The 25385-nt window shown below is 71.7% G+C and carries 27 protein-coding genes; 13 read left to right on the top strand and 14 right to left on the bottom strand.

Translation table 11 applies throughout. The features are described from left to right. Positions 1-27: 27 nt before the first annotated feature. The 3 genes from JKV81_RS31055 to JKV81_RS31045 all read right to left on the bottom strand — a co-directional run bounded on the left by JKV81_RS31055 (position 28) and on the right by JKV81_RS31045 (position 1894). Complete coding sequence (locus JKV81_RS31055) at positions 28-993, bottom strand: RNA polymerase sigma factor SigF (RefSeq protein WP_241748517.1); 966 nt, start codon at positions 991-993, stop codon at positions 28-30. Beyond that, entirely contained in the window at positions 990-1403 is a 414-nt protein-coding gene (locus tag JKV81_RS31050; protein ID WP_014154139.1) for an ATP-binding protein, read from the bottom strand. Before JKV81_RS31050 ends, JKV81_RS31055 begins: the two co-directional genes overlap by 4 nt. A gap of 230 nt (positions 1404-1633) precedes the next feature. After that, positions 1634-1894 (bottom strand): UBP-type zinc finger domain-containing protein, encoded by a 261-nt coding sequence (locus JKV81_RS31045; RefSeq protein ID WP_124274619.1) that lies wholly within the window; start codon positions 1892-1894, stop codon positions 1634-1636. A gap of 35 nt (positions 1895-1929) precedes the next feature. Between JKV81_RS31045 and JKV81_RS31040 the strand changes: the two genes are divergently transcribed. After that, positions 1930-3531, top strand: coding sequence for a Na+/H+ antiporter (locus JKV81_RS31040; RefSeq protein WP_202078962.1), 1602 nt, complete (start codon positions 1930-1932; stop codon positions 3529-3531). Between the two features lie 33 nt (positions 3532-3564). Here JKV81_RS31040 and JKV81_RS31035 read toward each other — a convergent pair whose 3' ends face one another. From JKV81_RS31035 to JKV81_RS31020, 4 genes are all read right to left on the bottom strand, one after another. Further along, on the bottom strand, positions 3565-4473 hold the full coding sequence (locus tag JKV81_RS31035; RefSeq protein ID WP_202078960.1) for a 1-aminocyclopropane-1-carboxylate deaminase/D-cysteine desulfhydrase: 909 nt from the start codon (positions 4471-4473) through the stop codon (positions 3565-3567). A 51-nt stretch (positions 4474-4524) separates the two neighbouring features. Next, positions 4525-5115 (bottom strand): N-acetylmuramoyl-L-alanine amidase, encoded by a 591-nt coding sequence (locus JKV81_RS31030; RefSeq protein WP_161198844.1) that lies wholly within the window; start codon positions 5113-5115, stop codon positions 4525-4527. 142 nt (positions 5116-5257) lie between these two features. Further along, positions 5258-6463 carry a globin domain-containing protein gene (locus tag JKV81_RS31025; protein ID WP_202078958.1) on the bottom strand — a complete coding sequence of 402 codons (1206 nt, stop codon included), beginning with the start codon at positions 6461-6463 and terminating at the stop codon, positions 5258-5260. A 129-nt stretch (positions 6464-6592) separates the two neighbouring features. Further along, entirely contained in the window at positions 6593-7045 is a 453-nt protein-coding gene (locus JKV81_RS31020; RefSeq protein WP_202078956.1) for an RrF2 family transcriptional regulator, read from the bottom strand. 98 nt (positions 7046-7143) lie between these two features. Here JKV81_RS31020 and JKV81_RS31015 point away from each other — a divergent pair, with 98 nt between their 5' ends. Next, entirely contained in the window at positions 7144-8571 is a 1428-nt protein-coding gene (locus JKV81_RS31015; RefSeq protein WP_202078954.1) for an FAD-binding oxidoreductase, read from the top strand. A 6-nt stretch (positions 8572-8577) separates the two neighbouring features. On the opposite strand, the gene JKV81_RS31010 is transcribed toward JKV81_RS31015, so the two are convergent. Then, complete coding sequence (locus JKV81_RS31010) at positions 8578-9588, bottom strand: questin oxidase family protein (RefSeq protein ID WP_202078952.1); 1011 nt, start codon at positions 9586-9588, stop codon at positions 8578-8580. Positions 9589-9910: 322 nt separating this feature from the next. Between JKV81_RS31010 and JKV81_RS31005 the strand changes: the two genes are divergently transcribed. The 4 genes from JKV81_RS31005 to JKV81_RS30990 all read left to right on the top strand — a co-directional run bounded on the left by JKV81_RS31005 (position 9911) and on the right by JKV81_RS30990 (position 13908). Next, the gene (locus JKV81_RS31005; protein ID WP_202078950.1) at positions 9911-11314 is read left to right on the top strand and encodes a family 2B encapsulin nanocompartment shell protein; all 1404 of its coding nucleotides are present in this window, start codon (positions 9911-9913) and stop codon (positions 11312-11314) included. A 98-nt stretch (positions 11315-11412) separates the two neighbouring features. After that, positions 11413-12456, top strand: coding sequence for a family 2 encapsulin nanocompartment cargo protein polyprenyl transferase (locus JKV81_RS31000; protein ID WP_099174829.1), 1044 nt, complete (start codon positions 11413-11415; stop codon positions 12454-12456). Positions 12457-12564: 108 nt separating this feature from the next. Next, complete coding sequence (locus JKV81_RS30995; RefSeq protein ID WP_129265396.1) at positions 12565-13158, top strand: GNAT family N-acetyltransferase; 594 nt, start codon at positions 12565-12567, stop codon at positions 13156-13158. Positions 13159-13239: 81 nt separating this feature from the next. Beyond that, the gene (locus tag JKV81_RS30990) at positions 13240-13908 is read left to right on the top strand and encodes a DUF6304 family protein (RefSeq protein WP_129265397.1); all 669 of its coding nucleotides are present in this window, start codon (positions 13240-13242) and stop codon (positions 13906-13908) included. Between the two features lie 90 nt (positions 13909-13998). On the opposite strand, the gene snpA is transcribed toward JKV81_RS30990, so the two are convergent. Next, positions 13999-14667 (bottom strand): snapalysin, encoded by a 669-nt coding sequence (snpA, locus tag JKV81_RS30985; protein ID WP_202078948.1) that lies wholly within the window; start codon positions 14665-14667, stop codon positions 13999-14001. A gap of 256 nt (positions 14668-14923) precedes the next feature. Here snpA and JKV81_RS30980 point away from each other — a divergent pair, with 256 nt between their 5' ends. The 4 genes from JKV81_RS30980 (at position 14924) to JKV81_RS30965 (ending at position 18159) form a co-directional block, all read left to right on the top strand. Further along, complete coding sequence (locus JKV81_RS30980) at positions 14924-15877, top strand: LysR family transcriptional regulator (RefSeq protein WP_202078946.1); 954 nt, start codon at positions 14924-14926, stop codon at positions 15875-15877. Positions 15878-16008: 131 nt separating this feature from the next. Next, positions 16009-16392 carry a DUF952 domain-containing protein gene (locus JKV81_RS30975; protein WP_124274630.1) on the top strand — a complete coding sequence of 128 codons (384 nt, stop codon included), beginning with the start codon at positions 16009-16011 and terminating at the stop codon, positions 16390-16392. Then, positions 16389-17273: an SDR family oxidoreductase gene (locus JKV81_RS30970; protein ID WP_129265399.1), complete on the top strand. Its 885-nt coding sequence runs from the start codon at positions 16389-16391 to the stop codon at positions 17271-17273. The genes JKV81_RS30975 and JKV81_RS30970 overlap by 4 nt, the downstream gene beginning before the upstream one ends. 97 nt (positions 17274-17370) lie before the next feature. Further along, positions 17371-18159 carry a maleylpyruvate isomerase family mycothiol-dependent enzyme gene (locus tag JKV81_RS30965; protein WP_129265400.1) on the top strand — a complete coding sequence of 263 codons (789 nt, stop codon included), beginning with the start codon at positions 17371-17373 and terminating at the stop codon, positions 18157-18159. 142 nt (positions 18160-18301) lie between these two features. Here JKV81_RS30965 and sodN read toward each other — a convergent pair whose 3' ends face one another. Then, entirely contained in the window at positions 18302-18697 is a 396-nt protein-coding gene (gene sodN, locus JKV81_RS30960; protein ID WP_033298259.1) for a superoxide dismutase, Ni, read from the bottom strand. Between the two features lie 180 nt (positions 18698-18877). Here sodN and sodX point away from each other — a divergent pair, with 180 nt between their 5' ends. Then, positions 18878-19315 carry a nickel-type superoxide dismutase maturation protease gene (sodX, locus tag JKV81_RS30955; RefSeq protein WP_129265401.1) on the top strand — a complete coding sequence of 146 codons (438 nt, stop codon included), beginning with the start codon at positions 18878-18880 and terminating at the stop codon, positions 19313-19315. Here the strand turns inward: sodX and JKV81_RS30950 are convergent. Then, a complete protein-coding gene (locus tag JKV81_RS30950) occupies positions 19219-19848 on the bottom strand; it encodes a CGNR zinc finger domain-containing protein (RefSeq protein ID WP_129265402.1) in 630 nt (209 codons plus the stop codon). The genes sodX and JKV81_RS30950 overlap by 97 nt on opposite strands. 88 nt (positions 19849-19936) lie before the next feature. Here JKV81_RS30950 and JKV81_RS30945 point away from each other — a divergent pair, with 88 nt between their 5' ends. Next, the gene (locus JKV81_RS30945) at positions 19937-20698 is read left to right on the top strand and encodes a class I SAM-dependent methyltransferase (protein ID WP_202078944.1); all 762 of its coding nucleotides are present in this window, start codon (positions 19937-19939) and stop codon (positions 20696-20698) included. 101 nt (positions 20699-20799) lie between these two features. Here the strand turns inward: JKV81_RS30945 and JKV81_RS30940 are convergent, their stop codons facing one another. Genes JKV81_RS30940 through JKV81_RS30930 form a run of 3 tightly spaced genes read right to left on the bottom strand, consistent with a single transcriptional unit; the run spans position 20800 to position 23513 of the window. Then, positions 20800-21561 (bottom strand): amino acid ABC transporter ATP-binding protein, encoded by a 762-nt coding sequence (locus JKV81_RS30940; protein ID WP_099174524.1) that lies wholly within the window; start codon positions 21559-21561, stop codon positions 20800-20802. Beyond that, on the bottom strand, positions 21558-22526 hold the full coding sequence (locus JKV81_RS30935) for an amino acid ABC transporter permease (RefSeq protein WP_202078942.1): 969 nt from the start codon (positions 22524-22526) through the stop codon (positions 21558-21560). The genes JKV81_RS30940 and JKV81_RS30935 overlap by 4 nt, the downstream gene beginning before the upstream one ends. A 27-nt stretch (positions 22527-22553) precedes the next feature. After that, on the bottom strand, positions 22554-23513 hold the full coding sequence (locus JKV81_RS30930) for an ABC transporter substrate-binding protein (RefSeq protein ID WP_202078940.1): 960 nt from the start codon (positions 23511-23513) through the stop codon (positions 22554-22556). A 522-nt stretch (positions 23514-24035) separates the two neighbouring features. On the opposite strand from JKV81_RS30930, the gene JKV81_RS30925 reads away from it, so the two are divergent. After that, a complete protein-coding gene (locus JKV81_RS30925; protein ID WP_124274648.1) occupies positions 24036-25286 on the top strand; it encodes an NAD(P)-dependent malic enzyme in 1251 nt (416 codons plus the stop codon). Positions 25287-25385 lie beyond the last annotated feature (99 nt).

The following is a 25385-nucleotide window of genomic DNA, read 5'->3' as shown; positions in this document are numbered from 1 at the left end:
CCGTCGCGCCCACCCCCGGGCGGTCCGCTACTCCTCGACGAGCAGCCGCTCACGCAGCTGCGCGAGCGTGCGGGCCAGGAGGCGGGAGACGTGCATCTGGGAGATGCCGACCTCCTGCGCGATCTGCGACTGGGTCATGTTGCCGAAGAAGCGCAGCAGCAGGATCCGCTTCTCGCGCGGCGGGAGGTCCTCCAGCAGCGGCTTGAGCGACTCGCGGTACTCGACGCCCTCCAGCGCCTCGTCCTCGGAGCCGAGGGTGTCCGCGACCGCGGGCGACTCGTCGTCCGTGTCCGGCACGTCGAGCGAGAGGGTGCTGTAGGCGTTGGCCGATTCCAGCCCCTCCAGGACCTCCTCCTCGGAGATGCCCAGGCGCTCCGCCAGCTCGTGCACGGTGGGGGAGCGGCCGTGCTGCTGGGAGAGCTCCGCGGTGGCCGTGGTCAGCGACAGCCGCAGCTCCTGGAGGCGCCGGGGGACCCGCACCGCCCAGCCCTTGTCCCGGAAGTGGCGCTTGATCTCGCCGACGACCGTGGGGGTGGCGTACGTCGAGAACTCGACGCCGCGGTCCGGGTCGAACCGGTCGACCGACTTGATCAGCCCGATCGTGGCGACCTGCGTCAGGTCGTCCAGCGGCTCGCCGCGGTTGCGGAACCTGCGGGCCAGGTGCTCCACGAGCGGCAGATGCATCCGCACCAGCCGGTTGCGCAGCTCGGCCTTCTCCACCGAGCCGTCGGGGAGCTCCCGGAGCTCGATGAAGAGCGCCCGTGCCCCACTGCGGTCGTGTGGATCGTGGTGCCCGTGCTCGCTCATCCGGCCCGTCCGCTCCGCCTGCGGCTGCTGCGCCTGCCCGGCCGCGGCCGGAGCGCCGCTCTGTGCGCCCTCCGTGCCGCCTTCCGGATGCGGCCGGGCCTGCTGCTCCGGGAGGGCTGCCGGTCGCACCGGCCCCGACCGGATCGTCTCGTCCCGCACAGGACCGTCCCCGTTCCCGTCGCTCACGCCGGCCCGGGTCCCGCGCCGCGCTGTTTGTAGAGGCTGATGCTGACCGTACGGTCGTCGGCGACCGTGGAGTCGACCTTGCCGGCCAGCGCGGAGAGCACCGTCCAGGCGAAGGTGTCGCGCTCAGGGGCGCGTCCGTCCGTCGTGGGGGCCGAGACGGTCACCTCGAGGGAATCGCCGACGAGACGGAACACGCAGCTGAGGACGGAGCCGGGCACGGCCTGCTGGAGCAGGATCGCGCAGGCCTCGTCGACCGCGATGCGAAGATCCTCGATCTCGTCGAGAGTGAAGTCCAAGCGCGCTGCGAGGCCGGCCGTGGCCGTACGCAGCACCGACAGGTAGGCACCCGCAGCGGGCAGCCGGACCTCTACGAAGTCCTGGTTCCCGGGCTCGCCTGCGATCTGGGACACCCTCACCTCCAAGGTGGCACAAACTCGTTCGAGGCTCCGGGACGAGTGCCCGGGGCCGTGCGGTCCGTCGTCGGTTCTGTGGTTCGGCGACGCTGTCGCGACCCATGATGCCGTGTCGCCGAGACCGCAACCCGCTGATTACTCATGGTAGGCATATGAGTACACACAGTGGCTAGAGGTCTGCGGCGGTCAATTGCGAAGAACCGGCGCCGGTTTGACGTACCCAGACGTCAGACGATCGAACCGTCCACGAAGCACCAGCGCCAGCTCTCGGCGCATTCGAAGCTGCGCATCACCGGATGGCCGGTCTCCTCGAAGTGCGCCGTGGCGTGCTTCAGCTGCGAGGAGTCGCAGCACCCGACGTGACCGCAGGCGAGGCAGAGCCGCAGCTGCACCGGATGGGTGCCGGCCGCCACACACTCCCGGCAGGTGTCGCTGAGCGGGGCGGGTTCGGGGCGCGGCAGTTCGGATACGTGGAGGCACTCACTCATGATGGCCACGTTACGTCGGATGTGAGGACAGCGAGATGGACGCATTGCCGCTGGTGGCGCTCGTCGCGGCAAGCGCGGCGGTCGCGGGGGCCGCCCGCCGGACACCGGTGCCCCCGCCGCTGCTGCTGGTCGCCGCGGGTCTGCTGGCCTCGTACCTGCCGGGGGTGCCCGGCTACACCCTGGACGCGCACATCGTGCTGCCCCTGCTGCTGCCGCCGCTGCTGTACACGGCGGCGGTCGACAGCTCGTACCTCGACCTGCGGGCCAACCTGCGCCCGGTCGCCCTGCTGTCCGTGGGGTACGTCCTGTTCGCGACGGTCGCCGTGGGGTGGCTGGCCTATCTCCTCGTGCCGGACCTGCCGCTCACCGCCGCGCTGGTGCTCGGCGCGGTGGTCGCGCCGCCGGACGCCGTCACCGCCGCGGCGATCGCCCGCCGGGTGGGACTGCCGGCCCGGGTCACGACGATCCTCCAGGGTGAGTCCCTGGTGAACGACGCCACCGCGATCACCGCCTTCAAGGTGGCCGTCGCCGCGGCCGTCGGCGAGGGCATGAGCTGGGGCGCGGGGATCGCCGAGTTCGCGCTGGCGTCGGTCGGCGGCATCGTCGTCGGCCTGCTGCTGATGGTGCCCCTGCACTGGCTGCGCACCCACCTCAAGGAGGCGCTGCTCCAGAACACCCTCTCGCTGCTGATCCCCTTCGTCGCCTACGCGGCGGCGGAGCGTGTGCACGCCTCCGGGGTGCTCGCCGTGGTCGTCGTCGCGCTCTACCTGGGGCACCGCTCCTGGCAGGTCGACTTCGCGACGCGGCTCCAGGAGGCGGCGGTCTGGAAGATGGTCGCGTTCGTCCTGGAGTCGGCGGTCTTCGCGCTCATCGGGCTCCAGCTGCCCTTCGTGCTGCGGGGGCTGGGCTCGTACAGCCTGGCCGAGGCCTTCGGCTACGCGGTCCTCGTGTTCGTGGCCGTCGTCGTGGTGCGCTTCGTCTGGGTGTACCCGGCGAGCTATCTGCCGCCCTGGCTCTCCAGCCGCATCAGGGAGCGCGAGGGGCCGCCCTCCTGGCGCTCGGCGCTGATCGTCGGCTGGGCCGGGATGCGGGGTGTCGTCTCGCTCGCCATCGCGTTCTCCATCCCCATGGTCACGCATGACGGGGAGGGCTTCCCCGCGCGGAACCTGGTGCTGTTCCTGACCTTCACGACCGTCATCGGGACGCTGGTCGTCCAGGGGCTGAGCCTGCCGCTCCTGGTGCGTGTCCTGAAGCTGCCCAGGCGCACCGCGCGCGCCGAGACGCTGGCCGAGGCGCAGGCGCAGAACGAGGCGTCCACGGCCGCCGACGCCGCGCTGGACGAGCTGCTGGCCGATCCGCGCAACGCGCTGCCCGACCCTCTCGTGGAGCGGCTGCGCGCCGTGATGGAGCGGCGGCGCAACGCGGTGTGGGAGCGGCTCGGCGCCACCAATCCGGTCACCGGGGAGTCGGCGGACGACACCTACCGGCGGCTGGCGAGGGACATGATCGCCACCGAGCGGGAGGTCTTCGTACGCCTCAGGGACGAGCGGCGGATCGACGACGAGATGCTGCGTGCGCTGCTGCGGCGTCTCGACCTGGAGGAGGCCGCCGCGTACCGGGAGTCGGACGACGCGTGAGTACGCTCCGGGGCGGGCCGCGGCCGTACCGCGTCAAGAGGGCTCCGGCTCGGGCCGTCCGGTGACGACGGCGGTGACCGTGGAGCCCGGGGCGAAGGCGCCCTCCCCGGCGAGCACGGTCAGCCCGTACAGGAGCTTGGCCACGTAGAGCCGTTCGACCGCCAGGCCGTGGCGGTCCTCGAAGTCGTCGGCGAAGGCGTGCAGCTCCGGGGTCGTACGGGCATACCCCCCGAAGTGGAAGCGCTCGTCCAGGGACCACCGTCCGGCGGGTGCGCCGAAGGCCTCACGCTGCAGGTCCTCCACGGTGGCTCCCAGGAAGCCGCCGCGCAGGACGGGGACGCCCAGGGCGCGCTGCCCGGCGCCGAGCCCGGCGGCCAGGCCGGCGAGGGTGCCACCGGTGCCGCAGGCGACCGCCACCGTGCCGGTCCGGCCGCGCAGCTCGCGGCCGAGCTCTGTGCAGCCCTGTGCGGCGAGCGCGTTGCTGCCCCCCTCCGGGATGACCACGCACTCCCCGAAGAGGCTCAGCAGGCCGTCCAGGACGTCGGGAGAGGCCTTCGCGCGGTAGGTCGGCCGGTCCACGAAGTGCAGACGCATGCCGTCCGCCGCGCAGCGCGCGAGGGAGGGGTTGAGCGGGCGGCCCGCCAGCTCGTCGCCCCGTACGACGCCGACCGTGGGGAAGCCCAGGAGGCGTCCAGCGGCGGCGGTGGCCCGGAGGTGGTTCGAGTAGGCGCCGCCGAAGGTCAGGACGGTCCGGCCGGCGGCGGCCCTGAGATTGGGCGCGAGTTTGCGCCACTTGTTGCCCGGCAGGTCCGGGTGGATCAGGTCGTCGCGCTTGAGCAGCAGCGTCACACCGTGCCGGGCGAAGCGCTCGTCCTCGGCCGGCTGCAGGGGCGAGGGGAGCGCCGGCTGCAGCCGGGAGAGGTCGAGTGCTTCGTCGGTCATGCCCACATTGTGTGCCGCCCGCCCGCCGGGGGTGCCCGGCCGGGTGCCCCGCTACTTCAGCCGGTCGTGGACCCGGTTGCGCATGCCGTTCATCGAGAAGCCGCGCGGGTCGACCTTCCCGGGCTGCCACTCCAGGTGCCCGATGACCGACGGACCGTCCCAGCCGTGGAAGCGGCAGACCGCGGCCGCCGCCTTCTCGATGGCCTCCAGCTGGACGGCCGGCCAGGGGTCCTTCCCGTCGCCGAGGTTCTCGCACTCGAAGCCGTAGAAGTGGCGGTTCCCGTCGGTGTTGGACTCGTTGTCCGCCGGCAGGCGCTTCTCGGCGATGACGGCGCGCAGGACGTCGTCGTCGCCGAGCCCGGCGTGGTTGGCGCGGCCGTAGCCGACCAGGTGGACCCGGCCGTCCTTGGCGATCACCCCGTGGCAGAGCGGACCCGGCAGCCCCGCGTAGCCGTCACGGCAGATCTCGACGGTCCTGGCGGTGCCCTTCGTGACGGTGTGGTGGAGCATCACGCCGTGCACCGGCCCCCAGGGGCCCTTGTGGTTGCGGTTGTGCGTGCGCCAGTCGCCGACCTGGACGACGGTGAGTCCCTCGTTCTTCAGGGCCTTGAGGAAGTTGCTGGCGGACATGGGTGAGGACATGGCCGACTCCTTCGTTAGCGGGGGAGCGTGTCCGTACAGCGCTTGTACCGGAACACGGGGCTCCGGCAAACCTGTTCGGCCACTGTTCGCGTCGTGTGCGATTCGATCCGGACAGTCCGCGCGTGCCCCGGGGCGGTCGTGCTCAGTCCTGGGCGAGCCACAGATCGGGGCCGAACACCTCGTAGTGGATGTCTGCGGACGGCACACCCTTCGCCAGGAGCTGGGTGCGTACGGCGCGCATGAAGGGCAGCGGTCCGCAGAGGTACGCGCGGGTGCCCGGGGCGACCGGGACGCCGCTCAGGTCGACCGTACCGCTGTGCACCGTGCCCGCGCCGGCCCGGCCGGGCTCCGGCCTCTCGTACCAGAAGTGGGCGGAGGCGTCGGAGAGCTTCCCGGCCAGCGCCGCGTGGTCCGCGCGCAGGGCGTGGTCGGCCGGCGACCGGTCGCCGTGCACCACGGTGACGGGGGAGCGGTGCCCCTCCTGCGCCAGGTGCTCCAGCATCGACAGGATGGGGGTGCAGCCGATGCCCGCCGAGGCGAGGAGCAGCGGGGCGTCGGAGCCGTCGAGCACCAGATCGCCGTACGGCGCCGAGACCCGCAGCCGGTCGCCCGTGCGCAGCCGTGCGTGCAGGTGCCCGGAGACCTCGCCCTCCGGGCCCGCCTCGCCCCGTACCCGCTTGACCGAGAAGGAGCGCAGGGCGGAGCCGGGCGCGCCCGTGAGGCTGTACTGGCGTATCTGACGGGCGCCGTCGGGCAGTTCCACCTGGACGGAGACGTACTGGCCCGCCCGGAAGGCGGGGGCGGGCGTGCCGTCGGAGGGGGCGATGCGGAAGGTGGCCACCTCGGGGGTGTCCTCGACGCGGGAGACCACCGTCCACTCGCGCCACACGTCGCCCGCCGCCACACCCTGCTGCGCGTAGAGCCGCTCCTCGATCGCGATCAGGGCGTTGGCCATCAGCCAGTAGACCTCGTCCCAGGCCGCGGCGACCTCGGGGGTGACGGCGTCGCCGAGCACCTCGGCGATCGCGGCGAAGAGGTGGGTGTGCACGATCTCGTACTGCGGTGCGGTGATGCCCAGAGAGGCGTGTTTGTTGGCGATGCGGCCCAGCATCACGTCGGGCCGGGTGTCCGGGTGTTCGACGAGCTGGGTGGCGAAGGCGGCGATCGACCCGGCGAGCGCCTGGCGCTGGGTGCCCGAAGCCTGGTTGCCCCGGTTGAACAGGTCGCGGAGGAGCTCCGGGTGCGCGGCGAACAGCTTCCGGTAGAAGAGGTCCGCGATGTCACCGATGGCCGCCCCCACGGCGGGCAGCGTGGCGCGGACGGTGGCGGTCGACGGCTCGGAGAGCATCGGGTGACTCCTCGGGTGGTGAGCGGCCGCTGTGACGGACCGCCGCTTAAGTGGTATGTGAGACGTATTTTCAGGCCGGCGTGACCCGCCCGGAGCGCGCGGTGGAGGCGCGGCGGACGGGCGCGGGGGTCAGCCGGATGCGGGGCGGCCGCTGCTGATGCCGAGCAGCAGCGGGCCGGTGGGGGAGGAGACGAGATCGCCGACGGTGAGCGGGTCGAGCGAGGCGTAGAACGCCTCCTCGGCCCGGCGCAGGGCGGAGCGGAGCAGGCAGGCGGAGCGCAGGGGGCACGGGGTGGCGCCCTCGCACTCGACGACCTCGCCCGGCCCTTCCAGCTGCCTGACCAGGGCGCCGACCGAGGCCGCCCGTCCGGCGGTGGTGAGGGAGAGGCCCCCGCCCCGGCCGCGCCGTGCGTCGACCAGGCCGAGGTGCTGGAGGCGGGCGACGACCTTCGCCGCGTGGGTGTACGGCACCTGCATGGTGGCCGCCACCTCGCGGGTGGTCGGCGGGTCCTCGTCGTCCGTCGTGACGGTCAGGCGCATGAGCACCCGGAGCGCCACATCGGTGAATCGCGTCAGCCGCATGGCGGCAGCGTAGATAAGTTGCATCTCCGGTGCAACTTAGGGTGCCCGTTCCGCGCGTGAGGCGCCGCGTCATGATGGAGGGCGCGGCCCCGTGACGGATGCGGGGTGCGCGTGGGCGAGAGAGGTGGTCAGCGGCCGTGCCGAAGCCGAACGCAGCCGACGGGATACCGGCGGTCAAGGTCATCACCGACCCGGACAGTCTGGGCCGTTACGCGCACGACGAGGCGGAGTGGGCCCCCGCGGGGGTGCCCCTGGCCGTCGTGCGCCCCCAGGACACCGACGAGGTGCGGGCCGTCGTCGCGTACTGCGTCGAACACCGGATCCCGGTGATCCCGCGCGGCGCCGGTACGGGTCTGTCGGGCGGTGCCAACGCGGTGGACGGGGCCGTCGTCCTCTCCTTCGAGGACATGAACCGGATCCTGCGCATCGACCCCGTGGAGCGTCTGGCGGTCGTGCAGCCCGGCGTCGTCAACGACGATCTGCGCGCCGCCTGCGCCGAACAGGGGCTCTGGTACCCGCCGGACCCCGCGAGCTCGCCCTGGTCCACGATCGGCGGGAACACGGCCACCAACGCGGGAGGCATGTGCTGCGTCAAGTACGGCGTGACCCGCGACTACGTGCTCGGGCTGGAGGTCGTCAACGGCCTCGGCGAGACCGTGCGGGTGGGCCGGCAGACCGCGAAGGGCGTCGCCGGATACGACCTGTGCGGCCTGTTCGTCGGCTCCGAGGGCACCCTCGGGGTGATCACCGAGATCACCGTGAAGCTGCGCGGCGCCCGGCCCGCCGAGCGCACGGTGGCGGGCTTCTTCGACTCCGTCGTCGCGGCCGGCGACGCGGTGAGCCGGGTGACGGCGGCCGGCATCGTGCCCTCGGCACTCGAACTCCTCGACCGGCACTGCCTGAAGGCCGTCGACGAGTGGAAGAACATGGGGCTGTCGTCGGACGCGGACGCCATCCTGCTCGGCCGGGTGGACACCCCGGGAGCGGCGGGCGACGCAGAGGCCGAGGCGATACGGGCCTGCTTCGCGGAGGCCGGTGCCGCCTGGGCGGAGGTCTCCACCGACCAGGCGGAGGCGGACGCCCTGTTCCAGGCCCGCCGGCTCGCCTACCCGGCGCTGGAGCGGCTGGGGCCGGTGCTCACCGAGGACGTGGTCGTGCCGCGGTCCCGGGTGCCGCAGATGCTGGCGCGCGTCGAGGAGATCGCGGGTGCGCACGACGTCCTCATCGCCAACATCGCCCACGCCGGCGACGGCAACCTCCACCCCCTGATCATCACCGAGCCGGGCGACGAGGCGGCCAGGGCGCGCGCCCAGCTCGCCTTCGAGGACATCCTCGACGCGGCGATCTCCTTCGGCGGCACGGTCACCGGTGAACACGGCGTGGGGCTGCTGAAGATGGGCGGCATGGACCGCGAGGTGGGCCCCGTCAACCTCGCCATGCAGCGTGCGGTCAAGGCGGCCCTGGACCCCCACGGCATCCTCAACCCTGGCAAGGTCGTCGTATCGGGAGCGCCGCTGGCGCTCTGACGGGCCCTACCGCAGCGGTTCGCTGAGCTCGATGGCCCGCAGGGCCGCCGCGAGGGCCCGCTCGTCGCCGAAGTCCATGGCCGTGTCGGTCAGCTTGATGACGTGCTCGTCGCCGTGCGCCAAGGCCCGTTCCACGACCTCCTCGGGCGTGATCCGGCCCGGCGGTACGTAGGCCACCGGGGCGTCCGGCGCGTACATGGCGGTCACCGCGGCCGACGCCGTCCAGGCGGCGTGGAGGCTCGGCACCCACAGGGCCGCCGGGAGCGCGGGGAGGGTCCGCAGGACCGCGTTGGGGGCGGTGGCCGCGTGGACCAGCATCGTCTCCTCGCCGTGGCCGTGGGTGGCGTAGCGGTGGGTGGCCGCCCGGACCAGCTCGGTGAGCCGGCTGCGCGCCTCGGCCGGGTCGGTGACCGCGGCGGCCCACACCGGCAGGCTCCTGACCCGGCCGAGCCTGGCGGGGAAGCCGCCCTCCCGTTCGCCGACGGGCGCCACCGCGTCGAGGGCCGCCGCGGCGCTGTCGGCACCGGGCACGGGCACCAGCTCCGTCATCGGGTGGTGGCGGGCCGCCCAGTACCCGAGGCCGTGGGCGAGTTCGGTCAGGCGCGGCCCGGTCTCCTCACCCGCCAGCAGTGTGCGTACGGCGTGGCCCACGCGGATGACCGGGTGAGTCGATCCGCCGTACATGCCGGGCAGGAGGCGGGGCCACCACAGGGTGAGCACCTCGCGCCACGGATGCTCCGCGAGCTCCCGGCCGAAGTAGCCGATCCAGTCGGCGGCGCGGCGCGGATCGCCCAGCGCGGAGCGCCAGTTGGTGTCCGTGACCGGCTCGACGCCGGCCGGGAACTCCTCCAGCTTGACGGCGTACAGGTCGAGCCAGCGGTGCACGGCCGCCGCCTGGCCGTTGGCGGCGAGGGCCTCGACGGCCATCGGCGCGTGGTTGGTGAGCCTGCCGAGCCGCTCGGGGCCGGAGATGTGCAGCCGCTGGAGGGCCTCGTCGAGAGTGCCTGTCGTATCCATGGCGAGAACGCTAGGGGCCGGTGCCCGGCGCCGTAACGGGCGGAAGTCCCGTGCGTGGAGCGGGCTGAAGTCCTAGGTCCGGGGTCCCGGTCGCCCTGCGTCCTCGGCGCCTGGCTCCGACCGGCCCACCGGGTGTCCTGGCTCCGGCCGGTTCACGCGGTGTTCTGACTCCGGCCGGTCCACGCGGTGTGCGGGCGCCCTGGTGCGGGCAACGTTCCCGTCCCAAGCCCGAATAGTCACACTCTTTTGTGTAATAGCGCGCCGTGTCCTCCGGCTGCAAGTGTTCTTCTCGCAGGTCAGCCCATGATCGAGAGGATGTCGGATGTCCGTTGGTGAAGAGGTTCGCGACACGCAGCCGCCGCAGCAGAGTCTCGGCACAGCGGCTGCGCGGAACCTCGCGACGACGACCAAGTCCGCCCCGCAGATGCAGGAGATCACCTCGCGGTGGCTGCTCCGCATGCTGCCGTGGGTGCAGGTGCAGGGCGGCACATACCGGGTGAACCGGCGGCTGAGCTACTCGGTCGGGGACGGCAGGGTCACCTTCGTCCAGACAGGCGACCGGGTCACGGTCATCCCCGCGGAACTCGGCGAACTTCCCGCCCTCCGCGACTTCGGTGACGAGGAGGTCCTGGCGGAGCTGGCGCGCCGGTGCGAGCAGCGCGACGTCGCGGCAGGAGAGGTGCTCGCCGCGTCCGGCGAGGCGGCGGACCGTGTCCATCTGCTGGCCCACGGCAAGATCGAGAAGATCGGGGCCGGTCCGTACGGCGACGAGACGGTGCTCGGAGTCCTCGCCGACGGCGCCTACTTCGGGGACCACGTCCTGCTCGACGGCGACGCCACCTGGGAGTACACGGCCCGTGCGGTGACCGCCTGCACGCTGCTCACGCTGCGCAGGTCGGACGTGCTCAACCTGGCGGCCCGCGCGGACTCGCTCCGCGACCACCTCGCCGGGCTGCTCGCCATCCCGCACCAGCGGACCAACCGCTACGGCGAGGCGGAGATCGACCTGTCCGCCGGCCATGTGGGGGAGAGCGTCGTCCCGCACACGTTCGTCGACTACGAGTCGTCGCCGCGTGAATACGAACTGAGCGTCGCCCAGACCGTGCTGAAGGTCCACAGCCGGGTGGCCGACCTCTACAACCAGCCGATGAACCAGACCGAGCAGCAGTTGCGGCTCACGGTCGAGGCGCTGCGTGAGCGCCAGGAGCACGAGCTCATCAACAACAGGGAGTTCGGCCTGCTCAACAACTGCGACTACGGGCAGCGGCTCCAGCCGCACGACGGAGCGCCCGGCCCCGACGACATGGACGAACTCCTGTCGCGGCGGCGCGGATCGAAGCTGTTCCTCGCGCATCCGCGCGCCATCGCCGCCTTCGGCCGCGAGTGCAACAAGCGGGGCCTGGTGCCGGAGAGCATCGAGGTCGGCGGACACCATGTGCCCGCCTGGCGCGGGGTGCCCATCTTCCCGTGCAACAAGATCCCGGTCACCGACGCCCGCACCACATCGATCATCTGCATGAGGACCGGCGAGGCGGACCAAGGGGTCGTGGGGCTCCAGCAGAGCGGCATCCCCGACGAGATCGAGCCGAGCCTCTCGGTCCGCTTCATGGGCATCGACGAGCAGGCGATCATCTCGTACCTCGTGACGGCGTACTACTCCGCGGCCGTCCTGGTGCCGGACGCCCTCGGGGTCCTGGAGAACGTGGAGGTCAGCCGCTGGCGGTGACGCTCCCCGGGGCCCGGGCGGGCGACACCGCCCGGGCCCCGGCAGGCCGAGGCCGCGACCACGGCGCCCCGCGGCGCCAGGAAGGAGTGACCGTGACCATGATCAGTACGGATGCCGCGATGGAGGGGCACAAGGCCGCCGCGCTCCTGGAACACACCCGTGACGCCGTGGACCCGCACCTCCGGGCGGCCGTCGAGACGCTGCCCGGGGCGATCCGCCGGGTCGCCATGTACCACTTCGGCTGGCAGGACGCCGACGGTACGCCCGCGTCCGGGCAGTCGGGCAAGGCCATCAGACCGGCGCTCGTCCTGGCCGCCGCCCGTGCGCTGGGAGGGGACCCGGACGCGGCGATGCGGGCGGCCGTCGCGGTCGAACTCGCGCACAACTTCACCCTCCTCCACGACGACGTCATCGACGAGGACACCACCCGGCGCCACCGGCCCACGGCCTGGGCGGTGTTCGGAGTGCCGGACGCCGTCATCGCGGGTGACGCCATGCTCTCCCTCGCCCTGAGACTGCTGGCGGACGACCCGCACCCGGCGTCCGCACACGCCGCCGTGCGGCTCTCCACCTGCGTCATCGAGCTCTGCGCGGGACAGCAGGCCGACTGCGCCCTGGAGGACCGCGGCCCCGACGACGTCACGCTCGACGAGTGCCTGGCCATGGCCATGGCCAAGACGGGCGCCCTGCTCGGCTGCGCCTGCGCCCTCGGCGCGCTCTACGCCGGTGCGGGGGAGCGGGCCGTCCGCGCCATGGACGGCTTCGGCCGGGAGGCGGGCCTCGCCTTCCAGCTCATCGACGACCTGATCGGCATCTGGGGGGACACGGCCCGCACGGGCAAACCGGTCGGGGCGGACCTGACCGCCCACAAGAAGTCCCTGCCGGTGGTCGCGGCCCTCACCTCCGACACTCCGGCCGCCGCCGAGCTCGCCGCGCTCTACCGGGGCGCCATGGACACACCGGGGGAGGTGAGAAGCGCCGCCGACGCGGTCGAGCGGGCCGGCGGGCGCGACTGGGCGCAGGCCGCGGCGGCGGACCGGATGGCCCGGGCCGTCCACCACCTGTCCCGAGCGGTGCCCGCGTCGGACGGCGCCGGGGACCTGCTCGCCCTGGCCGAATTCGTCACCCGCAGAACGCACTGAGCCGGGCCGCCCGTGACCGGCACCGACACCCAACTCTAGGATTCCGTCCGTCGGTTGGATCAACACCAGGGGATCCGACACCACGGGACGAAGAGGGCGGGGCCGGTCATGGGCGTACGGATACGGCGGGCGGAGCAGCGGGACAGGGACCAGGTCGTACGGATCCTGGAGGAGGCGTTCCACCACGATCCGGTGAGCAGCTGGGTCTTCCCCGACGAGGATCACCGGCGCGCGGTGCACGGGAAGTTCCTCGGTGTCTTCGCCGACGTGACGCTGGAAGAAGGCCGTATCGACCTGCTGGAGGACGGTACGGCGGCAGCCCTCTGGCTCTCCGTACCGGCGGGTGTGCCGGACGAGGAGGACGACACCCCGGCGCTCATGCGGGAGACCGCGGACCCGGACAACGAACGGGCCGAGCTGGTGGGCCGGCTGACCGGCGCCGTCCACCCCCACGACCGCGCCCACGAGTACCTGCTGATGATCGGTGTCTCCCCGGAGCGCCAGGGGGAGGGCATCGGTGAAGCGCTGATGAGGGGCGTCCTGGAGCGGTGCGACCGGGAGGGCACCCCCGCCTATCTGGAAGCGAGCAGCGAGCGCAGCCGCGGCCTCTACGAACGCCTCGGTTTCGCCTTCATGGGACGGACCGTCGACCTTCCCCAGGGCCCGCCGATGTGGCCCATGTGGCGTGAGCCCCGGGCCTGACGGCCGGGCCCCGGCCGCCGGGGGCACGGAAGGGGAGGGGGCCACGGGCGGGCGCCGGGGCACGGACTACAGTCCCTGCTCATGACAGATGAGTCGTGGGCAGGCTGGTACCGGGACCGCCATGGTTCCGAGGCGGTCATTCTCACCACGGACGGACAGCAGCTCCGTATCCGCGTCCGGGGCACGGACTTCGAGGGCGAGAGCTTCGACGCTCTGGCGCCCGTGGCCGGTGTGCCGGTTCCGGAGGGGCGGTTCGGCCTGGTGGACGGCGTGCTCGACGACTGTGTCCTGGAGTGGGACCTCCCGCTCCCGGTCCTCGTCTCCGGCACGGTCCGGCAGGCCACGCTCAGCTGCCTGCTGTCCCTGCGCAGGGCGGACCCCGACCTGTATCTCGCCCTCCACCTGGACGGGGCGGTCTACGAGTCGAACCGCGCCGAGGGTGACTTCGCCGCGGCGCTGGCCACCGTCCAGCGGATCCTGCCGCCGGGCATCCATCTGCAGACCTGCATAGCCTGCGCATTCTCCGACTACTTCCCCGCCCCGGTCCGCGGCCTGTCCGGGGGTCTCGCCTGCTTCCGCGGCGCCAAGGACGCCTACCGCGACGCGGCGGGCGGGGACGACGTCGCCGGGCTCTGGGACCGGCGTACCGGGTTCGTCCAGGAGATATGGAGCTGCCGGGAGTTCGAGCCGCGTCCCGCGCACGGCGCCGGCACGGGGCACCGGGGAGCCTTCCCGCTCGAACTCGCCTGACCCGGCCGGGACATGCGCGTGGGGCCGCCCCGCTTCAGCGGAACGGCCCCGGTACCGCGTGCCGGGCCGGTGGGTGGCCCGGCCCCGGTGTCAGGAGACGCGGGCGAGTGCCGCCGCGAGACCGTTCTGCCAGAGGGAGTTCACCTTCGAGCGCTCCGTGGCGTCCGGGTAGGCGTTCGTGCAGGACGTGCCGGGACCGCCGCCCGACATGAGCTCGCTGCACGGCCCCGTGTAGTGGTCCGGGAGCCCCAGCACATGCCCGGTCTCATGGGCGGTGACCCGGGTCGAGTCGTACTGCTGGTTCTGGGCGTAGTCGAGGAAGACGTAGCCGCTGCCGTGGCCGTCCGTGCTCGCGTACGAGCCCCGGGAGTCGTTGCCCTCGCGGTAGTCGAAGTCCGCGTTCGAACCCTCCTGCAGCTTGACGTTGCTGACCGAGCTGTTCCAGATGCTGGCGCTGCTCGCTATCTGGCTGCGGAAGGTGGGGGCGTTGGCCGCGTTGTAGACCACGGTGACGGCCTGGGCGCCCGGATTCGCGGCCCGCTTCTCGGCGACCGACTTCATGACGGCCTCGAAGAAGGCCTTGTTCGCCGCGGCGTTCTCGCTCGAACCGGCGTACGCGGCATAGCTGGACTGCGACGCGGTCACCGGGGAGGTGGACGCGTGGGACGGGGCGGCGGCGACCGCGGGGGTGGCGCCGAGCGCGGCGACGAGGCCGAGGCCGGCCACGGCTGACATGACAGCTGTCCTGGGGTGACGCATGGGGGGTGTCTCCTACCTGTCCGAAGAACCCCGTCCGGAGGCCGGGCGGGGAACGGGTGGGGGGTACGGACAGAGTGTCGGGGCAGCCGGGCCCGGAGCGGATGATGTCAACAGCCGATAGCACCGCCTTATCGCCCGCACGGGGAGCACACAGAATCAGCACGTGCCGGTCGCCCCGACACCCCCTGAATCGGCCCGGTTGGTGGGGGTTGGGGCATCTGGTGCTCGGCGTACGAACAGCCATACGCTCGCCGTCATGGAGCTCGAGGTGAGGCACCTCAGGGCGCTCTGCGCCATCGCCGACACGGGCAGCCTGCACCAGGCCGCACGGCGGCTGGGCGTCAGCCAGCCCTCACTGACCACCCAGCTCCAGCGGATCGAGCGGACCTTGGGCGCGGAGCTGTTCCGCCGCGAGCGGACGGGCTGCCGGCCGACCCTCCTCGGCCGGTCCGTCCTCAGCCGCGCCCGCCCCCTGGTGGACGGCATGTCCGCCCTGATCGGCGCCGCGACGGCGGAGGCCGCGGCCGCCCGGGCCGGCGGTCCCGGCCTGCGGATCGGCTCCACCGCGAGCCGCGTCATCGGCGGCTGGCTGCGCGGACTGCGGGTGAGGCTGCCCGGTACGGACATCTCGCTCCGGGTCGACGTGTCGGCGCGGTCGCTGCTGGGAGCGGTGGCGGAGGGCCGGCTCGACGTGGCCTTCGTGCACGAGGTGGAGGGCTTCCCGCTCACCGTCCCGGACGGGCTGGAGCAGCGCGTACTCCTGGACCGCGAACCGCAGTTCATCTCCCTGGCCCGGGACCACCCGGCGGCCGGACTGCCGGTGGTGGACCTCGACGACCTGGCGGGCGACCGGTGGATGGTCGACCCCTCCGTGGACGGCGAGTGGGACGGCGTACGCCGGGTCCTGGGCGCGGCCGGCCTCGACCCGCCCGTCCTGCACGGCGACTACCTCACGGCGGCCTCCCTCGTCGTCCTCGGCGAGGCGGTCGCCCCCTGCCAGCCGACCTCGGGCCCACGCGACGACATGGCGATCCGCCCCCTGCGGGGCGACCCGCTGGCGGTGCGGCTGCTGCTGGTCTCCCGGCCGGGCGCCGACATGGACCCCGTGTACGAGGAGCTGGAGAGGGCCTACCGCGACGCGGCGAGGCGGGCCGAGGAGTACCACCGGTGGCTGCTGCGCCACCACAGCCCCCTGGCGCTCACCTCCTGAACGGCGGGGAGGCGGGGCCGCGGTGACGGGCCCGCGCCTCGACCGGGCCCGGGCAGCTGTGCACGCCGCCCGGCCTCGACGCGCGGGCGGCGTAGCTCCGTACGGCACCCGGAAGCCCTTAGCGTGGCCCGATGACCGAACAACTGCTGCACCTCACCGAGGAGCCTCTGTGGGAGGCCGCCCGCCGAGCGGGGGCGTACGAGATGTCCACCAGGGGCCGCACCCTGCGGGAGGAGGGGTTCATCCACTGCTCCCTGCCCCATCAGCTCCCCGCTGTGGCCCGGGCGTTGTACGGGCCCGGGGGTGGCGAGGGCCTGGTGGTCCTGGTCATCGACACCGGCCGGCTCCCCGCGCCCGTCCGGTACGAGGCAATGGCGCCCGGCGGCGAGGAGTTCCCCCACATCTACGGGCCGCTGCCGACGAGCGCGGTGGTCGAGGTACGCCCCTGGGCGGAGTACGCCGGACAGTCCGAGCACACCGCACGCTCGGTGGACGAGGGAGGGGAGCCCAGGTGATCAGTCCACTCGTCGCGGTGACCGGTGCGAGCGGCGCGGTCGGCGGCCGGGTGGCCGCGCGGCTGGCCAGGACCGGGGTCCCCGTACGCCTTCTCGGCCGCGACCCGTCCCGGCTGCCCCGGCTTCCCGGCACGGCCGCGGCGCCCCCGGCCACGTACGGCGACGCCGAGGCCATGCGCCGCGCGCTCGACGGCGCGCACACCCTGTTCCTCGTCTCGGCGCACGAGAGCCCGGACCGGGTCACCGAGCACACCATCGCGGTGGACGCCGCCCTGGCGGCGGGCGTCGAGCGCGTCGTGTACGTGTCGTTCCTCGGCGCGGCACCGGACGCCACATTCACCTTCGCGCGGGACCACTGGTACACCGAGGCGCACATCCGGATGACCGGCGTACGCCACACCTTCCTGCGGGATGGCTGGTACCTCGCGGGGATCCCCGCCATGACCGGAGCCGACGGCGTCCTGCGCGGCCCCGGCGGCGAGGGACGGGTCTCCGCCGTCTCGCACGACGACATCGCGGACTCGGCGTCGGCCGTCCTGCTGGACGAGGGAACCACCCACGACGGCGCGACGTACGACCTCACGGGGCCCGTGGCCTTCACCCTGGCGGAGGCGGCCGGCGAGCTGAGCCGGCGCACCGGCCGGGCGATCCGGTACGTGGCCGAGACCGTGGAGGAGGCCTACGCCTCCCGCGCCGGCTACGGCGCCCCGGACTGGGAAGTGGCGGGCTGGGTCACGTCGTACGAGGCGATCGCGGCCGGGGAGCTGGCAACCGTCTCGGACGCCGTCCCCACCCTCACGGGCCGCCCGGCCCAGGACCTGGCGACCTTCCTCCAGGAGAACCCGGACAGCTACAGCCACCTCCTGCCGGGCTCCTCCTGACCGCCAACCGCAACGACAACGACCGCACCTTGCCCGCCGGGGCCCTGCCCAGGAAAAGCGCTGTCCTGTTGCCGGGGCACGGTGCTAGACATCCGGCGTGGAGAAGACTCTGGAGTTCCCCGTTCTGCTGCAGTTGATCGACGAGCGGTCGGCGGCCTTCCGTGCCGCGGTCGCCGCCGCGCCCAGCCTCGACGCGCAGGTGCCGACCTGCCCCGGGTGGACGCTGTTCGATCTGGTCCAGCACCTGGGTGGCGGGGACCGCTTCTGGGCCCTCATCGTCGGCGCCGGGCCCTCCGAAGCTCCCCCGGCCGAGGCCACCGCCTTGCGCGCCACCGTGGCTGCCCCGCGTGAGCGCGAGGCCCTGCTGGCCTGGTTGGCGGAGTCGACGCAGCAACTGCTGAGCGCGCTGCGGGAGGCGGGCCCGGACCGCGGCTGCTGGACCTGGTGGGGTACGTCGCAGTCACCGCAGAACTCCGGTGGCGTCGCCCGGCACCGGGTCCAGGAAACCGCGGTGCACACCTACGACGCCCAGCTCGTCCTGGGCGCCCCGCAGCCGCTGCCGGTCGAGGTGGCACTCGACGGCGTCGAGGAGTTCCTGTTCACCTGCAACGCAACGACCGGCGCCTGGCCGCACGAGCCCACTGCCTTCGACTACCACGCCACCGAGGGCCGCTCCTGGCGCCTGACGGTCGACGGCGACGGCGCACGCCCCACCCGCATCCCCGTGCCGGGCACGACGCCCGCCACCACTGCCGGTGCCTCCGCGCAGGGCACGGCCGGTGAGCTGGTCCTCGCCTTCTACGGCCGAATCCCGGTGGACTCCCTGAAGCTCGACGGCGACCGACGCCTCTTCGACCAGCTCATCGCCTGGGAGCCGGAGCAGTAGGACCTGACGACGCGCCACCTCGTGCGCGGGGCGAAAAGAAGACCGCACCCGGTCCGCCATGGACGCCGTTGTCGGCGGCCTGCGGGCCGGGTGCGGTCGGGTGAGCGATGCGACTCGCGGAATCGCGGGTCAGGCCGCTCGGTCAGGCCTTCTTGGTCTCCCAGAAGATCTTGTCGATCTGGGCGATCAGGTCCAGAGCCTTCTGGCCCGTGGCCGGGTCGTTCGAGCCCTTGGCCGCGGAGAGCGCCTTCAGGGTGTCGTTGACCAGCTGGTGCAGCTCCGGGTACTTCTCGAAGTGCGGGGGCTTGAAGTAGTCGCTCCAGAGCACCGAGACGTGGTGCTTCGCGAGCTCGGCACGCTGTTCCTTGATCAGAACGGCGCGCGTGCGGAAGTCCGCGTCCTCATTGGCCTGGTACTTCTCCTGGACGGCCTTGACGGACTCCGCCTCGATGCGGGCCTGGGCCGGGTCGTACACACCGCAGGGCAGGTCGCAGTGGGCGCTGACCTTCACCTTGGGGGCAAACAGGCGGGAAAGCATGGAGCTGTCCTTCCTCGTGATCGTCTTCTCAGGTGGGACATTACTCCGTGGGAAGCCGCTTTTTGCTGCTGCCCCCTAGGGCTTAGGCCAAAAGTCCGGGGTGAGGATGAGACCGGTGGCGGAAAATACGGAGCGGTGCGCGCAGCCGTGTACCGGAGGACGGACCGGGAGGTGCCACAGATGCCGGAACCGGCACAGGAGCCGTGGAGCGGGCGGGCGGGACGTAAACCGTTCCAGGTGGTGGAGGTGACGGGGCCCTCGATGGTGCCCACCCTCTACCACGGGGACCTGCTGCTCGTGCAGCGAGGGGCGCCGGTGCGCCCCGGTGACGTGGTGATCCTGCGTCACCCTTTCCAGCAGGATCTGCTGGTGGTGAAGCGGGCCGCAGAGCGACGCGACGGCGGCTGGTGGGTGCTGGGTGACAACGCGTACGCCGGCGGGGACAGCACGGACTACGGGACGGTGCCCGAGGAGCTCGTGCTGGCCCGTGTGCGGGCCCGCTACCGGCCGCTGAGGAAGGATCAGCGCTCGGTGTTCGGGCTGCTGGGCTGGGCGGTGTCCGCGGTGCGCCGCGTCTCGGCGGAGCGGTCGGCCTCCAGGCGCTTGCGGGCCCGGTAGGCCGCCACGTTGGCCCGGGTCGCGCAGCGGTCCGAGCAGTAGCGCCGTGAGCGGTTGGTCGAGGTGTCGAGGTAAGCGTTGCGGCACGGAGCCGCCTCGCACAGGCCGAGCCGGTCCACCCCGTGCGTGGTGAGGTGGAAGGCGAGACCCATCGCCGCGATGGCGGCGAAGCCGGCCGTCGCGTTCGACGGATGGTCGGCCAGATGCATGTGCCAGTCCGGTGTGCCGTCCTCGTCACGGGTGTCGTGCCCGGAGATCTGCGGGCTGACCGGGAACTCCAGCAGCAGCGAGTTGAGCAGGTCGACCGCGAGCGTCGCGTCGCCGCCGTCGGCCGCCTCGAAGACCGCGCGCAGCCGGGCTCGTACGGAGCGGAAGCGCGTCACGTCGGCGTCCGTGGCACGCCGGGCCATCTGGGTGCTGGTGCCGAACAGCTCACGGACGCACTCCACGGTCGTGAGGGAGTCCTTGTTGCGGGCCGGCTCCTCGGTGTTGACCAGACGTACGGCGTAATCCGAGTAATAGGCCAGTTCCACTTGTAGTCCTTACGGCGTCGGTCTATGGTCGCTGTGTCGACCAGTGTAATGGTCGGTGACGAACACTGGGCATTACGTGGAGGGTGAGATGGCGGAGGCGGCTACGGGCACCGACTGGCAGTCCTGGCAGCAGAGCTGGGACCGGCAGCAGGAGTGGTACATGCCGGACCGCGAGGAGCGGTTCCGGGTGATGCTGGACATGGTCGAGGCCGTCGTGGGGCCCGAGCCGAGGGTCCTGGACCTGGCGTGCGGTACGGGCAGTATCACGGACCGGCTCCTCGCACGGTTCCCCGGCGCCACCAGTACGGGCGTCGACCTCGACCCCGCGCTGCTCACCATCGCGCGGGGCACCTTCGAGGGGGACGGCCAGGCCACCTTCGTGACCGCCGACCTGAAGGACCCGGCCTGGACCGAGCGGCTCCCGCACACGTCGTACGACGCTGTGCTCACCGCCACCGCCCTGCACTGGCTGCACAGCGAGCCGCTCGCCACCCTGTACGGGCAGGTCGCCGGGGTGGTCAGGGACGGCGGGGTCTTCATGAACGCGGACCACATGATCGACACCGCCACCCCGCGCATCAACGCCGCTGAACGCGCCCGCCGGCACGCGGCCATGGACCGGGCCAAGGCCGCCGGGGCCGTGGACTGGCGTGAGTGGTGGGACCTGATGGCGAAGGACCCGGTGCTCGCGGAGCCCACCGCCGAACGGTTCGCGATCTACGGCGAGCACGCGGACGGCGACATGCCCTCCGCCGACTGGCACGCCCGCACCCTCCGCGAGGCCGGCTTCGGCGAGGCCCGCGCGGTCTGGGCCTCCCCGTCGGACACCATGGTCCTCGCCCTGAAGTAGGCCCCGGCGCACGGCCGGGCATCGGGCCGTGCCGGGGAAAGCGCAGAGGGCGGTACGGGACGACTCGGTCCCGTACCGCCCTCCTTCGCGTCGCGCCGGCGCTACAGCACCTTCGACAGGAAGGACTTCGTCCGGTCCTGCTGCGGGTTGGTCAGGACGTCGCGCGGGTGGCCGGACTCGACCACGACACCGTCGTCCATGAAGACCAGCGCGTCACCGACCTCGCGGGCGAAGCCCATCTCGTGGGTGACGACGATCATCGTCATGCCGTCCTCCGCGAGGCCGCGCATGACGTCCAGGACGTCACCGACCAGCTCGGGGTCGAGGGCCGACGTCGGCTCGTCGAAGAGCATCAGCTTCGGCTCCATGGCCAGGGCGCGGGCGATCGCCACACGCTGCTGCTGACCGCCGGAGAGCTGCGACGGGTAGTTCTTCGCCTTGTCGGACAGGCCCACCCGGTCCAGGAGCCGCTCCGCGCGGGCCCGGGCGACGGCCTTGGCCTCGCCCTTGACCTGGATCGGCGCCTCCATGACGTTCTCCAGGGCCGTCATGTGCGGGAACAGGTTGAAGCGCTGGAAGACCATGCCGATGTCACGGCGCTGCAGGGCGACTTCGCTGTCCTTGAGCTCGTAGAGCTTGTCACCCTTCTGCCGGTATCCGACCAGGTCCCCGTCGACGTACAGCCGCCCGGCGTTGATCTGCTCCAGGTGGTTGATGCACCGCAGGAACGTCGACTTGCCGGAGCCCGACGGGCCGATCAGGCAGAAGACCTCCCGCGGGGCGACCTCCAGGTCGATGCCCTTGAGGATGTGTGCGGGGCCGAAGGACTTGTGTACGCCCTCGGCCTTCACCATGGCGGTCATGCGGAGACACCTCCCGAGGGACGGTTGCTGAAGGAGGCGAGGTTGACCTTGATCCGCTGGAACGGTGTGAGCGGCAGGCTCCGCAGGCTGCCCCGGGCGTAACGGCGCTCCAGGTAGTACTGGCCGACGCTGAACACGCTGGTCATCACGATGTACCAGATCGACGCGACGAAGAGCATCTCCATCACCGCGTAACTGGTCGAGCCGATCTGCGAGGTGGAGCGCAGCAGCTCGTTGTAGGTGACCGCGTAGACCAGGGACGAGGTCTTCAGCATGTTGATGAACTCGTTGCCGGTCGGCGGGATGATCACCCGCAGCGCCTGCGGGAGCACCACGCGGCGCATGGTCTTGGCCTGGGTCATGCCGAGGGCGTGCGAGGCCTCGGTCTGGCCCTCGTCCACCGACTGGATGCCGGCCCGGACGATCTCCGCCATGTACGCGGCCTCGTTGAGGGCCAGCCCCAGCAGGGCGCACATGAACGGGGTCATCACATCGGTCATCTCGTCCTTGTAGATGAACGGGATGTTGAGGACCGGGAAGATGAGCGCCAGGTTGAACCAGAGCAGCAGCTGCACGTAGACCGGGGTGCCGCGGAAGAACCAGATGTACAGCCAGGCGACCCAGCTGGTCACCGGGTTCCTGGAGAGCCGCATGACGGCGAGCACCACACCCAGGATCACGCCGAGGACCATGGCGAGCACACTGATCATCAGCGTACGGCCCGCCCCGGCCAGGACGGTGTCGTCGAACAGCTTGTCCTGGACCGCCTGCCACTGGATGTTGCCCTGCGAGAAGGCGTACACCAGGGCGACGAGCAGCGCGAGGACGACCACGCCGCTGATCCAGCGGCCGTAGTGCCGTACGGGGATGGCCTTGATGGTCTCCGGTGCGACGGTGGTGGGCTTGGAGACGGGTGCGGCGGCGGCCGATGGGCCGCCGGGCACCTTGTCGAGCTTGTCAGTCATGGTGACTGCCCTTCGGTGGTGCGCCGGTCACTTGCCGCCGTTGACGGCGGCCTTGTCGATCGCGCCGGTGCCGGCACCCCACTTGTCGAGCACCTTCTTGTAGGAGCCGTCCGCGATGATCGCGTCCACGGCCTCCTTGAGCACGTCACGCAGCTCGGTGTTGTCCTTGTTCACGGCGATACCGAACGGGCCGGCGTCGACCTGCTCGCCGACGACCTCGAAGTCGTTGCCGCCGCCGGCCTTGCGGGCCAGGTCGACCGCGACCGGGTAGTCGTTGACACCGGCGACGGCGCCGCCCGACTTCACACGGGTCTGGGCCTCGGTGTCGTTCTCGAAGGACTCGATCTTGACGGCCTTCTTGCCACCGTCCGTGCAGGCCGCCGACTGCTTCTTCAGGGCCTCCTCGTACGTGGTGCCGCGCTGGACCGCCGCCACCTTGCCGCACAGGTCCTCGATGGACTTGATGCCCTCGGGGTTGCCCTTCTTGGTGTAGACGGCGGTGCCGGCCAGGAAGTAGTCGACGAAGTCGACGCCCTTGCCGAGCTTCTTGCCCTTGTCGTCCAGGCCTTCCTGGCGCTGCTTGTTGTCCGTGATCGACGACATGGCGATGTCGTGGCGGCCGGTGTTGAGCGCGGTGATCAGGCCGTCGAAGGAACCGGAGGTGAACTCGAACTTCACACCCAGCTGCTTGCCGAGGGCTTCCGCGAGGTCCGGGTCGACACCGACGATCTTGCCGTTCTCGACGGACTCCATCGGGGCGTACTCGGCATTCGTGCCGACCTTGATGACACCGGACTTCTGGTACTTCTCCGGAAGCTTGTCGAAGAGCGGGGCGGTGTTCCCCGCGGTGTCTCCGCCGGCCTTCGTCGAACCGCCGTCGGTCTGGTCGCCACAGGCGGTCAGCAGCAGGGTGCCGGCGACCGCGACTGCGCAGACCGCGGCAATCCGGGACTTCGCGGCCGTACGACAGAGGGTGCTTGCGGTCATGATCGGAATCCTCCGGCGGTGAGGGAATGCTGGTCAGGTGGGCACGCACGCACCTTCGAGTGACGCCACCTTGTGTGATTAGGGCATCTTGCCATTCGGACTCACCCAATCAGGGGGCCGGTCATGTCAAAATCGGGTAACGGGCGACCCCCGAACCTCAATGGGCCGGTACCGCAAGGCCGGACCATCTGCTGGAAAGTGCGTGCCCTTCCGGAGAATCTCCGGTGCGTCTCGACCTACGGACGGCCTTTGTAGCCCTTAGTGGACTTGTCCAGATATTCGGCTATGAGTCATGTCACCGAGTCGATACCGACTCGTAAGAGGCCCGGTCCGTCCGGTAAGAAAGACCTTTACACCCCTCATCCGGGGCTCAGGGCGCGTGTGCGGCGCGCCCGCGCGTATGTGCCTCCCCTGCCGGAGCGGTCCAACCGCTCAGTGCCGGGAACGTACGCGGTGCCCGCCCACCCCTCCTCAACCAGGAGTGGCCACCCTCAACTGATGAAGACTTAAGGGGTCAACACAATGGCAGCGGAGATCGTCAATCCTCGCAGCGACAGCAAGACGAGCGACGGCCGGACGCCCGGCGCGGCCGGTGCGGCAGGGCTCAGCAGTGCGGACGAGCCCTTCGATCCGGCGTTCGCCCTCCACCGCGGCGGGAAGATGGCCGTGCAGGCCACCGTTCCGATCCGCGACAAGGACGACCTGTCCCTCGCGTACACGCCCGGTGTGGCGAAGGTGTGCAGCGCCATCGCCGAGCATCCGGAGCTCGTCCACGACTACACCTGGAAGTCGCAGGTCGTGGCCGTCGTGACGGACGGTACGGCCGTCCTCGGCCTGGGGGACATCGGTCCCGAGGCCTCCCTCCCGGTGATGGAGGGCAAAGCGATTCTCTTCAAGCAGTTCGGCGGGGTCGACGCGGTGCCGATCGCGCTCGCCACGACCGACGCGGACGAGATCGTCGACACCGTCGTGCGCCTCGCGCCGTCCTTCGGCGGCGTGAACCTGGAGGACATCTCGGCACCCCGGTGCTTCGAGATCGAGCGCAAGCTCCAGGAGCGTCTCGACATCCCGGTCTTCCACGACGACCAGCACGGCACGGCCGTGGTCACCCTCGCGGCCCTGCGCAACGCGACGAAGCTCTCCGGGCGGACGCTCGGCGATCTGCGCGCCGTGATCTCGGGCGCGGGCGCGGCGGGCGTGGCCATCGCGAAGTTCCTGCTGGAGGCGGGCATCGGCGATGTCGCCGTGGCCGACCGCAAGGGCATCGTGAGCGCCGACCGCGACGACCTCACCGAGGTCAAGCGCGAGCTGGCGGAGCTCACCAACCGGGCCGGCATCACCGGCTCCCTGGAGACGGCGCTGGCCGGCGCCGACGTCTTCATCGGGGTCTCCGGCGGTACGGTCCCCGAGCCTGCCGTGGCGTCGATGGCGCCCGGCGCGTTCGTGTTCGCCATGGCCAACCCGAACCCCGAGGTCCACCCCGACATCGCGCACAAGTACGCGGCCGTCGTGGCGACCGGGCGTTCGGACTACCCGAACCAGATCAACAACGTGCTGGCGTTCCCCGGGATCTTCGCGGGTGCGCTCCAGGTGCGTGCCTCCCGGATCACCGAGGGCATGAAGATCGCGGCGGCGAACGCGCTGGCCGATGTCGTCGGCGACGAGCTGGCCGCGGACTACGTGATCCCCTCGCCGTTCGACGAGCGGGTCGCCCCGGCCGTGACGGCCGCGGTGGCCGCGGCCGCTCGTGCGGAGGGTGTCGCGCGGCGCTGACGCCGGGCGGGGGCGGGTGTGGGGGTGCGGGGTCCGCTGCGCGGGGCCTGTTCCCCCACCCCGCCCCTTCCCGAAACCGGGGCTCCGCCCCGGACCCCG

The sequence above is a fragment of the Streptomyces silvae genome (genome assembly GCF_016745505.1).
In the GTDB taxonomy this organism is placed as follows: domain Bacteria; phylum Actinomycetota; class Actinomycetes; order Streptomycetales; family Streptomycetaceae; genus Streptomyces; species Streptomyces silvae.
The sequence above is the reverse complement of the archived record's forward strand: the minus strand, read 5'-3'. Positions and strand labels throughout refer to the sequence as shown.